The sequence below is a fragment of the Sinomonas sp. genome (assembly GCF_051955515.1).
Lineage (GTDB): Bacteria > Actinomycetota > Actinomycetes > Actinomycetales > Micrococcaceae > Sinomonas.
Map to the genome: position 1 here is coordinate 1 of NZ_JBQCGQ010000217.1, position 14002 is coordinate 14002.

At 68.0% G+C, this 14002-nt stretch carries 17 protein-coding genes; 9 read left to right on the plus strand and 8 right to left on the minus strand.

All coding sequences use genetic code 11. From position 1 onward, the window contains the following. The 3 genes from ACTHL9_RS12755 to ACTHL9_RS12765 form a co-directional block, all read right to left on the minus strand. The coding region (locus ACTHL9_RS12755) for an amino acid ABC transporter permease (protein WP_440519570.1) at positions 1 to 587 on the minus strand (587 nt) is incomplete at its 3' end. Between the two features lie 67 nt (positions 588 to 654). Continuing rightward, positions 655 to 1563, minus strand: a complete 909-nt coding sequence (locus tag ACTHL9_RS12760; protein WP_440519572.1) for a glutamate ABC transporter substrate-binding protein — start codon at positions 1561 to 1563, stop codon at positions 655 to 657. 44 nt (positions 1564 to 1607) lie between these two features. Further along, entirely contained in the window at positions 1608 to 2363 is a 756-nt protein-coding gene (locus tag ACTHL9_RS12765) for an amino acid ABC transporter ATP-binding protein (protein WP_440519574.1), read from the minus strand. 92 nt (positions 2364 to 2455) lie between these two features. Here ACTHL9_RS12765 and ACTHL9_RS12770 point away from each other — a divergent pair, with 92 nt between their 5' ends. From ACTHL9_RS12770 to ACTHL9_RS12785, 4 genes are all read left to right on the plus strand, one after another. Beyond that, entirely contained in the window at positions 2456 to 3301 is an 846-nt protein-coding gene (locus ACTHL9_RS12770) for a TIGR00730 family Rossman fold protein (RefSeq protein WP_440519576.1), read from the plus strand. After that, complete coding sequence (locus tag ACTHL9_RS12775; protein WP_440519578.1) at positions 3298 to 3624, plus strand: DivIVA domain-containing protein; 327 nt, start codon at positions 3298 to 3300, stop codon at positions 3622 to 3624. Before ACTHL9_RS12770 ends, ACTHL9_RS12775 begins: the two co-directional genes overlap by 4 nt. Next, the gene (locus ACTHL9_RS12780) at positions 3621 to 4892 is read left to right on the plus strand and encodes a hypothetical protein (protein WP_440519580.1); all 1272 of its coding nucleotides are present in this window, start codon (positions 3621 to 3623) and stop codon (positions 4890 to 4892) included. Before ACTHL9_RS12775 ends, ACTHL9_RS12780 begins: the two co-directional genes overlap by 4 nt. 147 nt (positions 4893 to 5039) lie before the next feature. After that, positions 5040 to 5207, plus strand: a complete 168-nt coding sequence (locus tag ACTHL9_RS12785; RefSeq protein WP_138414063.1) for a DUF3117 domain-containing protein — start codon at positions 5040 to 5042, stop codon at positions 5205 to 5207. Positions 5208 to 5266: 59 nt separating this feature from the next. Here ACTHL9_RS12785 and ACTHL9_RS12790 read toward each other — a convergent pair whose 3' ends face one another. Further along, the gene (locus tag ACTHL9_RS12790) at positions 5267 to 5896 is read right to left on the minus strand and encodes an O-methyltransferase (RefSeq protein WP_440519582.1); all 630 of its coding nucleotides are present in this window, start codon (positions 5894 to 5896) and stop codon (positions 5267 to 5269) included. Between the two features lie 199 nt (positions 5897 to 6095). On the opposite strand from ACTHL9_RS12790, the gene sigE reads away from it, so the two are divergent. The 3 genes from sigE to ACTHL9_RS12805 all read left to right on the plus strand — a co-directional run bounded on the left by sigE (position 6096) and on the right by ACTHL9_RS12805 (position 7961). After that, a complete protein-coding gene (gene sigE, locus ACTHL9_RS12795) occupies positions 6096 to 6710 on the plus strand; it encodes an RNA polymerase sigma factor SigE (RefSeq protein ID WP_138414315.1) in 615 nt (204 codons plus the stop codon). 149 nt (positions 6711 to 6859) lie between these two features. Beyond that, positions 6860 to 7474, plus strand: a complete 615-nt coding sequence (locus ACTHL9_RS12800) for a hypothetical protein (RefSeq protein WP_440519583.1) — start codon at positions 6860 to 6862, stop codon at positions 7472 to 7474. A 61-nt stretch (positions 7475 to 7535) separates the two neighbouring features. Beyond that, a complete protein-coding gene (locus tag ACTHL9_RS12805; RefSeq protein ID WP_440519585.1) occupies positions 7536 to 7961 on the plus strand; it encodes a twin-arginine translocase TatA/TatE family subunit in 426 nt (141 codons plus the stop codon). 8 nt (positions 7962 to 7969) lie between these two features. On the opposite strand, the gene ACTHL9_RS12810 is transcribed toward ACTHL9_RS12805, so the two are convergent. The 3 genes from ACTHL9_RS12810 to ACTHL9_RS12820 are packed head-to-tail and all read right to left on the minus strand — an operon-like array spanning position 7970 to position 10993. Then, the gene (locus ACTHL9_RS12810; protein ID WP_440519587.1) at positions 7970 to 9085 is read right to left on the minus strand and encodes an Mrp/NBP35 family ATP-binding protein; all 1116 of its coding nucleotides are present in this window, start codon (positions 9083 to 9085) and stop codon (positions 7970 to 7972) included. Continuing rightward, positions 9082 to 9720, minus strand: coding sequence for a DUF1003 domain-containing protein (locus ACTHL9_RS12815; protein ID WP_440519588.1), 639 nt, complete (start codon positions 9718 to 9720; stop codon positions 9082 to 9084). The genes ACTHL9_RS12810 and ACTHL9_RS12815 overlap by 4 nt, the downstream gene beginning before the upstream one ends. Beyond that, positions 9713 to 10993, minus strand: a complete 1281-nt coding sequence (locus ACTHL9_RS12820; protein WP_440519590.1) for a magnesium transporter MgtE N-terminal domain-containing protein — start codon at positions 10991 to 10993, stop codon at positions 9713 to 9715. The genes ACTHL9_RS12815 and ACTHL9_RS12820 overlap by 8 nt, the downstream gene beginning before the upstream one ends. Before the next feature lie 86 nt (positions 10994 to 11079). Here ACTHL9_RS12820 and ACTHL9_RS12825 point away from each other — a divergent pair, with 86 nt between their 5' ends. Then, positions 11080 to 11982, plus strand: a complete 903-nt coding sequence (locus tag ACTHL9_RS12825) for a general stress protein (RefSeq protein WP_440519592.1) — start codon at positions 11080 to 11082, stop codon at positions 11980 to 11982. A 28-nt stretch (positions 11983 to 12010) separates the two neighbouring features. On the opposite strand, the gene ACTHL9_RS12830 is transcribed toward ACTHL9_RS12825, so the two are convergent. Then, positions 12011 to 13534 carry an aminopeptidase P family protein gene (locus tag ACTHL9_RS12830; RefSeq protein ID WP_440519596.1) on the minus strand — a complete coding sequence of 508 codons (1524 nt, stop codon included), beginning with the start codon at positions 13532 to 13534 and terminating at the stop codon, positions 12011 to 12013. Between the two features lie 75 nt (positions 13535 to 13609). Here ACTHL9_RS12830 and ACTHL9_RS12835 point away from each other — a divergent pair. Next, positions 13610 to 14002, plus strand: a 393-nt coding sequence (locus ACTHL9_RS12835; protein WP_440519594.1) for a PHP domain-containing protein, incomplete at its 3' end; no start/stop codon positions are given.

Below are 14002 nucleotides of genomic sequence, written 5' to 3' on the forward strand. Positions count from 1 at the left end.
AGGATCACGAAGATGAAGGCGACCCAGAGCAGCACCACGAGCGCCGGCTCGCCACGTTCCGCAAGATAGGCCCGGATCGCCCCGGCCTCATACACCGAGAACCCTGCCGCCACGGTGGTGTTTTTCAGGAGCGCGATGAGCACGCTGAAGAGGGGCGGCAGCACCGATCGGAACGCCTGCGGGAGAACGATGAGCCTGAGGGTCTGGCTGAACGGCAGCCCGATGGCGCGCGCAGCCTCGGCTTGACCCACGGGGACGGTGTTGACACCCGAGCGGAGGACTTCGGCGACGTAGCTCGCCGTGTAAATGCTCAACCCCACGATGGCCGAGACAGTGAAGTCGATCTCCGGGAGTCCGAGCTTCGGGTAGCCGAACGCGAAGAAGAACAGGACGAGGGTCAGCGGCGTATTGCGGACGATGTTGACGTACAGCGTGCCGAACGCGCGAAGTGCCGGGATCGGCGAGACGCGCATGGCCCCGACGATCGTGCCCAGGATCAGCGCGAAGAACCCGGAGACTAGGAACAGGATGATCGTCGTGCGGAATCCGGTCGTGAAGACGTCCAGATTGTTGAGGAGAGTGCTCATATCAGCCTTCTCTTTCTAGAACAGCACGGTGGGCGGGACGCCGCGCGCCCCGCCCACCGTCCGCCTGTCAGTAGTTGTCGACGGCGGGCTGCTCGACCTTCGTGCCAGACTTGCCGAGCGTCGAATCGTAGATCTTCTGCCAGGTGTCCTTGCCGTTGGTGAACACGTTGTTGATGAACTTCCGCAGAGCGGTATCACCCTTGGGGAGGCCGACTCCGTACTTTTCGGTGGTGAACGGCTGGCCCACGACCTTGAGGTTGTCGGGGTCCTGCGCCGCGTAGCCGAGGAGGATGGCCTGGTCAGTGGTCACCGCGTCGACCTGGCCGTTCTTCAGGGCGTCAACACACTGCGAGTACGTGTCGAAGGACTGCGCCTTGGTCTGCGGGTAGTTCTTCTGAATGTTCTGGAGCGGGGTCGAACCCGTCGCCGAGCACACGGTCTTGCCGGCGATGTCCTTGTCGCTGTTGATCGTCGTGTTGCTCTTCTTCACCAGAAGGCCCTGACCCGTGATGAAGTACGGGCCGGCGAAATCGACCTGCTTCTTGCGCGAGTCGGTGATGGAGTAGGTGCCGACGGAGTAGTCGATGTCGCCGTTCTGGATCGCCGATTCACGGTTGGCGGACGGGATCGGCTTGAACTCGATCTTGTCGGCGCCGTAGCCCAGGGACGCGGCGATCCACTTCGCGATCTCGATGTCGAAGCCGCTGTACTGCCCGGTCGCGGCGTCCATGAAGCCGAGGCCCGGCTGGTCCTGCTTGACGCCGATGCGGACCTTGCCATTCGACTTGATCTTGTCGAAGGTGGGGCTGCCGGTGAGCGAGACGTTCGAGGCGACCGTGTAGGGCGCCGAGGCCGAGGGCTCGGCGCCGCCACCCGAACCGCCTGATCCTCCCGAACCGCCGCACGCGCTCAGAGCAAGAGCGAGAGCAGCGGTTGCGGCAGCGAGCACGGCCTTCTTGGTGCGGAAGAGTGCCATTGCAGCATTCCTTTCTCGTGGGCCGGAGGCCCGTGGGTGCGTGGTCAGTGCGTGAGCAGCTTGGAGAGGAAGTCCTTGGCTCGGCTGCTCTGCGGGTTGGTGAAGAACTCTTCGGGCGCCGCCTGCTCGACGATCTGCCCGTCCGCCATGAAGACCACCCGGTCGGCGGCCTTCCGGGCGAAGCCCATCTCGTGCGTGACCACGATCATGGTCATCCCTTCACGCGCGAGTTCGACCATGACATCCAGCACTTCGTTGATCATCTCGGGGTCGAGGGCCGAGGTCGGCTCGTCGAAGAGCATGACCTTGGGCTTCATCGCGAGGGCGCGGGCGATGGCTACGCGCTGCTGCTGGCCGCCGGACAGCTGGGCAGGGAGCTTGGGGGCTTGGTGCTCGACGCCGACCCGCTGGAGGAGCGACATCGCCTCTTTCTCCGCCGCCGCCTTGTTCACGCCCTTGACCTTGATGGGGCCGAGGGTGACGTTCTCGAGGATCGTCTTGTGCGCGAAGAGGTTGAAGGACTGGAACACCATCCCCACGTCGGCGCGCAGCCGGGCGAGTTCCTTGCCTTCTTCGGGGAGTTTTTTGCCGTCGATATAGATGGAGCCGGATTCGATCGTCTCGAGCCGGTTGATCGCACGGCAGAGGGTCGACTTGCCCGACCCTGACGGGCCGATCACTACGACGACCTCGCCTTTGCGGACGTCGAGATTGATGTCCTTGAGAACGTGAAGCTGGCCATAGTGCTTGTTCACGCTCTGGACAGAGACGAGGGGAGCCGAGGGTGCTTCGGTTGTCATAGGGCCAATGTAACCGAGATAACGCTTCACGGTGCCGAGCGGGAACGGGGCTGCTCCAATCGTGATTCAAGCGAGACGGTTAGCCTTGAGGCATGACCACGGAATCACCGCGCCGCGACGATCGATCCGTCCCCTCGAGGCGCAAGGGCCCGCTCGAACTGCGGCGGCGCCAAGCGCTTCAGGGCACGTCCGACCAGCATCTTCTGGACACTCACGGGGCGGGCCGATTCGTCCACACGGATCCGTGGCGCGTGATGAGAATTCAGAGCGAATTCGTGGAAGGCTTCGGCGCCCTGGCGGAGCTCGGCCCGGCCATCAGCATCTTCGGATCGGCCCGCACCCTTCCCGGGAGCGACTACTACGAGACCGGGGTTCAGATCGGGCGCCTGCTCGCCCGCGAGGGCGTTGCCGTCATCACGGGCGGGGGACCGGGCTCCATGGAGGCCGCCAACCGCGGGGCGGTGGATGGCTCCGGAACGTCCGTCGGGCTGGGGATTGAGCTTCCGTTCGAGACCGGCTTCAATCCGTGGGTGGACCTCGGCGTCAACTTCCGGTACTTCTTCGCCCGCAAGACGATGTTCGTGAAGTACGCGCACGGCTTCGTGGTGCTCCCCGGGGGCTTGGGCACGCTCGACGAGCTCTTCGAAGCCATGGTCCTCGTCCAGACGGGAAAGGTCACGTCCTTCCCCATCGTCCTGGTGGGTTCCAAATTCTGGGGGCCGCTGGTCGACTGGCTCAAGGAAACGCTCCTCAACGAGGGAATGATCTCGCCTGAGGACCTTGAGCTCATCCAGATCACCGACACCGCCGAGGACGCGGTGGACCTCGCCTTGGCCGGCCTGCGCGGCGAGACCCAGGAACGGCGCGGAGGGATGTTCGGCTCCGCGGAGGAAGAGGAGGAAGACGTGTGGTCGCCTGAGAAGGCTGACGGCGAGTGAGCCTCTTCCTCGTCTTCCTCGCCATCGTCATCGCCGGGGCGCTCGTGTGGCTCGGCGTGGCCGTGGCGCGCGGCCGTCCGCTTCCCGCAGAGCTCGACGGCGGCCTCGAGGAGCCCGCGTCCGGGCTTCCTCCCGTCGTGCTCCCCGAACGCCCGACGGCGGACGACGTCGACAGGGTGCGCTTCTCCCTGGCCTTCCGCGGCTACCGCATGGATCAGGTCGATGAGGTGCTTGAACGGCTGCGGAATCGGATCGCCGATCAGGACCGGGAGATCGCGAACCTCAAGGACCTCGATCGACCCGAGGTCGAGGCCTCGGAATGAGCAAGGGCCTCGAAGCGCGCCGCGGTGCGGCGTCGTCCACCGGTGCTTCCAGAGGGGTGCATGCGGCGCTGGCGGCGGGCGCGCGGAGGGCTGGCTTCTGGTTCGGGCGCCGCGCCTGGTGGGCGCAGGTGGTCTTGGTCTTCGCAGCCTCGCGCGTCGTCTCGTTCGCGGTCTTCGCTGCGGCCGCCCTCCAGCAGGGCACCAACCCCTGGTTCCCCCCGCAGCCGGACTACTTCCATTTCCTGCAGATCTGGGATTCGGAGTGGTACGGGCGGATCGTCCAGAACGGGTATCCGAGCGTTCTGCCGAGATCGTCGTCCGGCACGGTCACCGAGAACGCCTGGGCCTTCTATCCGGTGTTCCCCTATCTGGTCCGGGCGCTATCGGCGACCACCACGGTGCCGTGGCAGATCGTTGCCCAGCTGGTGGCTCTCGCCTCCGGCTTCGCGGCTGCCCTGCTCATCTTCAAGCTCTTCAGGCACTTCTCCGGGCACGGCGACGCGCTGTGGGCAGTCGCGTTCTTCGCGTTCTTCCCCGTCTCGGCGATCCTGCAGGTTCCGTACGCCGAGTCCCTCGGGACTGCTTTCCTTGCGTGGGCCCTCCTCTGGATCGTCGAGAGACGATTTCTGGCAGCGATTCCCGTCGTCGCCCTCGCCTGCCTGACCCGCCCCGTCGGCGTCCCGCTCGCCGCGGCGCTCGCGGTGCTGTTCCTCGTTCGGTGGGCCCCCTGGCGGCGGCAGTCTTCCGGCGCCGGAGAGTTACTGCTGGTCCGTCTGGGTGTGCTCACGGTCGCCTCGGCCCTGTCCGCCCTCGCGTGGCCGGCGATTGCGTGGGCCGCCACGGGAGTCATGACCGCGTACACGGACACCGAGGCCGTCTGGCGGGGCAGCGACCTAGTGCCGTTCATGCCCTGGTTCGACACCGGGCGCTTCCTCTTCGGACCCGTGCTCGGGGTGCTCGCCCCCTTCGCGCTCGTGGCCGTCGTCGTCCTCTACCTCACGAGCGCTCGGGTGAAGCTCATCGGAGTCGAGCTGAGGCTCTGGTGCGCCGCCTACGCCCTGTACCTCCTGGCGTTCCTTTACCCGCAGTCCAGCACCTTCCGCATGATGCTGCCGTTCTTTCCGCTGGCGCTCGCCGGTGCCACGCTCTCGCGCTCCCGCGCCTACCGCGGAACCGTGCTCATCATGTTCGTCCTGCTGCAGATCGTGTGGGTCGTCTGGCTGTGGGACTGGTCAGAGCTGCCGGGCGGCGGCGACTGGCCGCCGTGACCGGCGTGCTTGGCTACCCCTCGGTATGCCGACTGATAATGTAAAGGTCAAGTACAAGGTGGCGAGGCCCCGAATCACTCTGGTGACCGGCGGTGCGTCCGACAGCCCGCAGATTCGTGCGGGCACACTACTGGAGGGGAAGTTTAGATGGCAGCCATGAAACCGCGTACCGGCGACGGCCCGATGGAGGTCACCAAGGAGGGCCGCAGCCTCATCATGCGGGTTCCCCTCGAAGGTGGCGGGCGCCTCGTGGTCGAGCTCAATGCGGAGGAGGCTGCTCAGCTCAAGGAGTGCCTCGTCGGCGTGACCGAGTGACCTGAAGTCACCCATCCAGCCTGAACGCAAGGCCGGTGCCCGCACAGGGTACCGGCCTTTCAGCGCCTCGAGGAGAGAAGGAGACCCTCGCCCGTCGGCACGAGGGCGGTGGCAAGCCTCTCGTCCTCGAGCATCCTGCGGTGCAGCGCCCGCAGGCGGACCGCGGCCGGCTCGCGGTGGACGGGATTCGTCACCCCGTCATGGTCGAGGGCGTCGTTGATGACCAGCAGGCCGCCGGGCCGCAGGAGGCGAACCGCCTCGTCGGCGTAGACAAGGGTTCCGGCCTTGTCCGCATCGATGAAGACGAGGTCGTAGGCGGAGTCGTTCAGCCGTGGCAGCACCGCGTGGGCCCGGCCAGGGATGGCGCGGACGCGGTTGGAGGGGACTCCGGCCTCCGTGAAGGCCTGGCGGGCAGCTTTGAGGTGCTCGACGTCCGTGTCGATGGTCGTGAACGTGGAGCGGCCGGGAAGCCCGCGCAGGAGGCACACCCCGGAGACGCCAGCGCCGGTTCCGACCTCGACGACGGACTGTGCCTTCGATGTCGAGGCGAGTACTGTCAGGACGGCGCCGACGCCGGGGGATACGGGAGCCACGCCCAGCTCGAGGGAGCGCTCGCGCGCGCGGGCCACGACGGTGTCCTCAGCGGCAAGCCCCTCGGCGTAGGACCAGCTTGCGGACTTGTCGGTCATGGAGAAACGCTTTCGGTTCGGGGATGGCTCAAGCCTATCGCCTCGGAGGGTACGCGAAGCGCTACGCTCTTGGCTGAATGATCAGCGAACGCCCAGAAAGGCCTGTCAGACTGATGGTCCGCAGCGGCTGCGTCGTGGATCAGAGTTCCACAGCACAGGTGCGGCCGCCGATGCAGTGAAGGTGAGGTGTGTGGACGTGCTGACGCAACGTGCTGCGAACCCCCAGACACCCTCCGAGCCGGCCCCCGCAGACTGGGTTCCTCCAACGTGGGAAGACGTCGTCTCCCAGCATTCCGCGAAGGTGTATCGACTTGCGTATCGCCTGACCGGAAACCAGCACGACGCAGAAGACCTCACGCAGGAGGTCTTCGTCCGCGTGTTCCGCTCGCTCGAGAACTTCAAGCCGGGCACGCTCGATGGCTGGCTGCACCGCATCACCACGAATCTCTTCCTCGATCAGGCGCGGCGCAAGAACCGCATCCGCTTCGACGCCCTTGCGGACGACGCGGAGGCGCGCATTCCCGGCCGGGAGCCGGGCCCCGAGCGCAGCTACGAGATGAACAACCTTGACCTCGACGTCCAAGCCGCTCTGGAGGAGCTCCCGCCGGACTTCCGTGCCGCCGTCGTCCTCTGCGACCTCGAAGGCCTCTCCTACGACGAGGTAGCCGCCGCGCTCGGCGTCAAGCTCGGCACCGTCCGCTCCCGCATCCACCGCGGCCGCACGCTGCTGCGCGAGAAGCTCGCGCATCGTGATCCCCGCCGGGGTGCGGGGAAGCCACGCCTGTCCCTTCCCCGCGTCGCGGGCTTGCGCTGAGGCGGAGCATGGGCTCACGACGGCCAGGAGGCGCGTTCGGGGGCGTGGGGGAGCACCCCGGCGATCCCGCGCACCTCAGCGTCTGTCCAGAGTGCAGGGGTGCGCTGGAGACTGAGAGACGGTATCTCGCCGCGCTGAGGGGGGCCCCTGTGCCGAGCGCAAGCCCGTCCCTGACGCAGCGCCTCATGGAGCAGACCCGCCAGTTGGCCCTCGAGGCCGAACTGGCCGAGGCAGCCGAACCGCGGGGCCGCTTTCTCCGGACCGCGGGGGTGGCGGTTGCGGGCGCCGCGACGGCTCTCGCCGCCCTCGCCGTGACGGCCTACGCCGTGGCCGGAGACCCGGCATCGGTATCGCCGACGGCAGGTTGGCCGAGCGCCATCGGGATCAACGGCGTGGGGCGCACGCTCACCGCCGACGACCTGCATGCCCTGTCCGCTGCCGGGTGGAACTGTCCCGAACTCGAGCGAGGCGGGCTCCACGTCGAGTCCGCCGAGGGCTACATTCTCAACGGCGTGCCCACGCTCGTGCTGCGCCTAGGCGACGGAGCGCACCGGATCTCGCTCATGGAGCAACGCCCGTCGGGCACCGGCGGAACGCCGCCGCGGACCACGGTCCTCGCCTCGGACTTCCCCATGGCCGAGACGGCCGAGCTCATGGGCCCGCCGTCGACCGCCCCCGCTCCGGCGCCCAACGCCTCCGAAAGTCCTGTTGACCGCCTGGCCCGCGGCCTCCATCTGGTGCTCAACGCTGCTGGCCGTCCCTAGTCACGGCGCCCCGAAGGGGATCGAATCGTCCGTGCATGCAGGAGGAAGGTAATCTTCGATCGTGCCCGGAATGAATGAGCTCTTCATCCTGCTGGTCATCGCTGTCCTGGTGATCGGCCCCAAGCGTCTGCCCGAATACACGCAGAAGCTGACCAACATCGTCCGGGAAATCCGCCGCATGGCGTCTGGTGCTCGCGAGCAGCTCAAGGAGGAGACCGGCGTCGACCTCAACGAGGTCGACTGGCGCAAGTACGATCCGCGGCAGTACGACCCACGGAAGATCATTCGTGACGCGCTGCTCGAAGAGGAGCCAGGGACGCAGGCAGCCGCAGCAGCCCAGACTGCGGCTGCGGAGGCAGATGCAGCAGCGCCAGCAGAGGCGCCGGGCGGAGTCGCCCCAGGCGTCCCCTCGGGTGCTCCCGCCACGCGAGTGGTCGAGCGGCTCGCGCCGGGCCAGACAGCGCCCTTCGACTCCGACGCAACCTAGTCTTCCCGCTAGCGGGGCGAGACGCCGAGGCTCCGCCCTGCGAGGCCCCGCGGTGCCGAGGCGAGTTGGGCGGCAACGGCCTTGAGCGCGACCGCCGACGGCGATCGCGGGTCCCGCAGCACGATGGGGACTCCGGCGTCGCCCCCTTCGCGGAGGCCCACGTCGAGTGGGACCTGACCGAGCAGCGGGACCGACGAGCCGAGAGTCTCGGACAGCCGTTCGGCGACGCGCTGTCCTCCACCACTGCCGAAGACCTCGAGAACGGTCCCGTCCGGGAGCGTCATCCCGGACATGTTCTCCACGACTCCGGCCACGCTCTGCCCGGTCTGCGAGGACACCGATCCTGCGCGCTCGGCCACGTCGGCGGCCGCCGCCTGAGGAGTCGTCACGATCAGCAGCTGCGCGTTCGGCAGGAGCTGGGACACCGAGATCGCAATATCACCCGTGCCGGGCGGCAGGTCGAGGAACAGCACGTCGAGGTCGCCGAAGTAGACGTCGGTGAGGAACTGCTCGAGGGCGCGGTGCAGCATGGGCCCCCGCCACGCGACAGGCTGGTTGCCTGTGACGAACATGCCGATCGAGATGACCTTCACCCCGTGCGCGACGGGCGGCAGGATCATGTCGTCCACCTGCGTGGGGGCCTGCATGATCCCCAACAGGGCTGGCACTGAGAATCCATGCACGTCCGCGTCGACGATGCCGACCCGCAGCCCCTGCGCGGCGAGCTCGCAGGCCAGGTTGACGGTGACGGAGGACTTCCCGACTCCGCCCTTCCCGCTCGCCACGGCGTAGACCTTGGTCAGGGATTCGGGGCGGCTGAACGGAATGCCGCGCTCGGGACGGAGCCGGTCCCTGAGGGCCTGGCGCTGCTCAGGGGTCATGACGTCCAGATCGACGACGACCTCCCGGACCCCGGGCACGTCGCGCAGTGCGCGGCGGACATCGGCATCGATCGTGCCGCGGAGGGGACAGCCGGAAATGGTGAGCAGGACGCGCGCGGTGACGGTGCCGCCGTCGACCTCGACGCCGGCGAGCATGCCCAGCTCGTCGATGGGGCGCCGCAGCTCGGGATCGATCACGGTCGAGAGCGCAGCGCGCACGGCCGCTTCGTCGGGGAGCGTCACTTCTGCTCGGTCCTCTCGGCTCTCGCCGGCTTGGCGTCCGCGGTCTCGAGCGCTCCGGTCTCCCCGGCTTCGACGCGGTTGCCGCGTTCCTTCTTGTCCTTGCGCCGACGCTGCGGGGCATCGGACACGGAGTCACGCTCGGTCAGTTCCTCGATGATCGCCCGCAGCTCCGCGCGGAGCTCGGAGCGCACGAAGTCGCGCGTCGCCACCTCCCGCATCGCGAGCCGGAGCGAGGCCAGCTCCCGCGTGAGGTACTCGGTGTCCGCGAGGTTGCGTTCGTTGCGCGAGCGGTCCTGTTCGATCTGCACGCGGTCACGGTCGTCCTGACGATTCTGCGCGAGCAGGATCAGTGGCGCAGCGTACGAGGCCTGGAGCGAGAGGAGGAGCGTCAGGAGCGTGTAGTTGAGCGCCTTTGGATCGAACTGCAGCGGCTCAGGAGCGAACGTGTTCCAACCGAGCCACAGGACGCAGAAGAGCGTCATGTAGACGAGGAACTGCGGGGTGCCCATGTAGCGCGCGAAGCGCTCCGCGAACCGGCCGAAGGCGTCCGGGTTCGGAGTGAAGACCGGGAAGAGGCGGGCTCGGCTCTCGAGGGGAGTGTCGAGGCCGGGGAGCAGTTTGCGGGGCTCAGCCAAAGCTTCCTCCCACCTTCTTCAGCGGTGCGCCGTCGTCATGGGCGCGCCAGTCATCGGGCAGGAGATGGTCCAGGAGGTCGTCGACCGTGACGGCCCCGACCAGCCGGCCGTCCGCGTTGACGACGGCGAGCGAGTTGAGGTTGTACTGCGCCATGGCGTGGGCCACGTCGTTGAGGGGCGCGAGGTCGGAGACCGGCTCGAGGCCCTTGTCCACGATAGACCCCAGCTGTTCAGGCGGGGCGCTGCGCAGGAGCTGCTGGATGTGGACCGTCCCCAGATAGCGGCCCGTGGGGGTCTCGAGCGGGGGGCGGCAGATGAACACGGCGGACGCGAGGGCAGGGCTGAGCTCCTCGCGGCGCACGTGGGCCAGCGCGTCCGCGACGGTCGCCTCGGGGGGCAGCACGACCGGGACCGGCGTCATGATCGAGCCCGCAGTGCCCTCGTCGTACTGCAGGAGCCGCCTGACGTCGTCGGCCTCCTCGGGCTCCATGAGCTGGAGCAGCTCCTCGGCCTTGTCTGCCGGAAGGTCGGCGAGGAGGTCAGCCGCGTCATCGGGATCCATCTCCTCGAGGACGTCCGCCGCGCGCTCATTGTCGAGCGAGGAGAGGATCTCGACCTGATCGTCCTCCGGCAGCTCCTGCAGGACGTCGGCCAAGCGCTCGTCCTGGAGTTCTGCCACGACTTCGAACCGCCGCCGATCGCTCATCTCCTGGATGGCGTCGGCGAAGTCCGCCGGCCGCAGGTCCTCGTGGCTCGCCAGGAAGTGCGTCGCAGCTCGCGTGCCAGCGCGCGTGTCGAGGCGCACCTCGTCCCAGTCCAGAAGGAGCGTTCCTCCCCGCCGCAGGCTCCGGAGCCCCCGGCCCGGAGTCTCCTTCCGGACGAAGAGCTTGCTGACGAGCCAGTCGCCGTTGCGCTGTTGGTCCACGGCGACGTCTTCCACCGTGCCCTGCGACCCGTCGTCGAGGAGAGTCACGCGGTGATCGAAGAGGTCGCCGAGCACGAGCATTTCCGCGCCACGCTGTTCGAAGCGGCGCAGATTGACGAGCCCGGTGGTGATGACCTGGAACTGATCCATCGACGTGACGCGGGTCATGGGGACGAAGACCCGTCGCTTCCCGGGGACCTCGACGACGATGCCGACGGCCTGCGGTGCGCGCTGCCCGCGGGCGATCACGACGACGTCACGGAGGCGGCCCACCCGGTCCCCGAGGGGGTCGAAGACGTCGAGGCCCAGCAGCCTGGCAACGAACACACGGGTGGGAATGGGGCTCACGCCCCTAGGCTACTCCAGAGGCAAGACCGTGCTCACTCTGAGCGGAAACACAGGCCGTGGGGCGCTTCTCTTGTAAGAATAAAGGCATGTCGAACATCTTCGGGTCACCCCGCCCCATCGATCAGGCGAGGTCCCTGCCCCAGGGAGACGTCATCGGATCGTACACGTCCTACCTCGATGCCCAGAAGGCGGTCGACTACCTCGCGGACCAGCAGTTTCCCGTGGAGCTCGTGGCCATCGTCGGCAACGACCTCAAGCTCGTCGAACGGGTCACGGGCCGTCTGAGCTACCCGCGGGTCGCGCTCAACAGCGCCCTCAGCGGCATGTGGTTCGGCCTCTTCGTCGGGGTGCTCCTCTCCTTCTTCTCTTCGGGAGCGGGCTACTTCTCGATCATCACCTCGGTGCTCATGGGCGCGGCGTTCTTCATGCTGTTCGGCATCGTCACCTACGCGATGCAGCGCGGCAAGCGGGACTTCACCTCGACGAGCCAGGTCGTGCCCACGAGCTACGACGTCGTCGTCGCGTTCGAGGCCGCGGCTGAGGCCCGCCGGCTGCTGCACCAGCTCCCGATGGGCCAGAGCCAGACCGGCTGGGGCGGCCAGCAGCCGTGGCAGGATCCGTCGGCCCATCAGGGCCCGGCCGGTCATGACACCCAGGGCTGGGGTCAGAACCAGCCGCAGTGGCACGACCCGCAGCAGCATGAGCCCCAGCGCCCCTCCGGCTGGACCGATCCCTACGGCGTCCACCACCCCGCCCAGGAGCCGGGGCAGCCGCGCGACGAGGAGCAGCAGTCGCAGCCGCCGCGCACCGGGTCCGGCTATCAGGACCTGCCCGACGGCCGCCCGCAGTACGGCGTCCGCATCGACCAGGATCGCCCACAGCAGCCCGAGTATCCCGTGCAGCCGCACGGTGAGGAGGCTGAGCAGGCACACGAGGGTGGCGCCAACCAGAACGACGACGGCGACGCCGCCTCGCGCGGCGAGCGCTGAGTCCCGCGGGAGTGTTTGCCAGAGGCGGTCAGCCCTTGAGCAGCGCGGCCATCCACGCCTCGACCTCGTCCGGCTTGCGGGGGAGTGCGGCGCTCAGGCTCACGGGGCCGTCGTCGGTCATGAGGATGTCGTCCTCGATGCGCACGCCGATACCGCGGTACTCCTCCGGGACCGCGAGGTCTTCCGCCTTGAAGTAGAGCCCGGGCTCGATGGTGAAGACCATGCCGGGGGTGAGCTCGCCGTCCAGGTACAGTTCTGCGCGGGCCTGGGCACAGTCATGGACATCGAGCCCCAGATGGTGGCTGGTCCCGTGCGGCATCCAGCGCCGGTGCTGCTGGCCCTCGGGTGAGAGCGCTTCCTCTGCGCTGACGGGGAGGAGCCCCCATTCCTCGAGCCGCGCGGCGAGGACCTTCATCGCGGCGGCGTGCACCTCGCGGAACTTGACGCCCGGGCGGGCGGCGGCGAAGGCGGCGTCGGCCGCGTCCAGGACAGCTTGGTAGACCTTCCGCTGGACCTCGGTGAACCGTCCATTCACGGGCACGGTCCGGGTCACGTCGGCCGTATACAGGGACTCGGCCTCGACCCCGGCGTCGACGAGCAGGAGTTCACCGTCTTCGACGGCCCCGCTGTTGGTGATCCAGTGGAGGATGGTGGCGTGGTTGCCGGCGGCCGCGATCGTCTCGTAGCCGAGGTCGTTGCCTTCCTCGCGGGCCTTCGCGAAGAACGCCGCCTCGACGACGCGCTCGCCCCGCCGGTGGCCAATGGCCCGTGGGAGCGCGCGAATGATCTCCTCGAAGCCCTCCGCGGTGGCCGCGACGGCCGCCTTCAGCTGCTCCACCTCCCACTCGTCCTTCGTGAGGCGCAGCTCGGAGAGGGCCTCCTTGAGCTGGTCGTCGAGCTCGTCGAGCTCGCTCAGGTCGAGGCTTTCCGGGTCCTGCGCCGTGTTGTAGCGGGCAGTGTCGATGAGCGCATCGAGGTTCTCGTCGACCTTCCGGACCAGACGGACCGAGATCCCGCCGATCTCTCGGGCGCCGACGCCCTTCGTCAGGGCGACCTCGAGTTCGTCGAGGTGTGCCGTCTCGATCCCGAGCCGTGCCTTGAGCTCCGCGAGGGTGGGACGCGGGCCCACCCAGAACTCGCCGGAACGCGCATTCGCGTAGAACTGCTCGGTATCGCGCCCGGCGAGCGGGCGGAAGTAGAGCGTCGCGCTGTGGTGACCGCCGTCGTCGCCCATCCCCTCCTCGACGGGTTCCAGCACGAGCACGGCGTCGGGCTCGTGGTCCGTTCCAAGGCCCGTGAGGTGCGCGAAGGCAGAGTGTGGGCGGAAGCGGTAGTCCGTGTCGTTGGAGCGAACCTTCGGCGGGCCGGCCGGGATGACGAGCCGCTCGCCCGGGAAACGATCCGAGATGGCGCGCCGGCGGCGGGCTGCAAAGGCCGCCACCGGGTCCTCCTGGGGAAGGGTCTGATCGGCCGGGGCCCATTGGGACGCCATGAACGTCTTGAAGGCGTCCGACGTGGGCCGCTGCGATCGGTTGTTCACACGGTCCTCCATCGGCTGAGCGGGCTGCAGGGGTTCTGAAGCAATCACCCTGCCATTCTGCACCCACGGGGCCGCTATCGTTGTCGGGTGAGGATCGATTTGCATGCTCATTCGAGCGTCTCGGACGGCACCGATGCCCCGGCCGGACTCGTCGCTGCTGCGCACGCAGCCGGACTCGACGCCGTGGCCATCACAGACCACGATTCGACCGGTGGATGGGCCGAGGCGATGCAGGCGGCCCGCGCGCTCGGCGTGGTCCTTGTCCCCGGGATGGAGGTCTCCTGCCGGACGTCGGAGGGGATCAGCGTGCATGTGCTCAGCTACCTGCAGGACCCGACGCACCCCGGCCTCCTCGAGGAGATCACGAAGTCCAAGGACGCGCGCCTCACCCGCGCGGAGCATATGGTCTCCCTCCTCGCCGAGGACTACCCGCTCTCGTGGGATGACGTCACCCACCACGTGGCGCCCGGAGCGACGGTC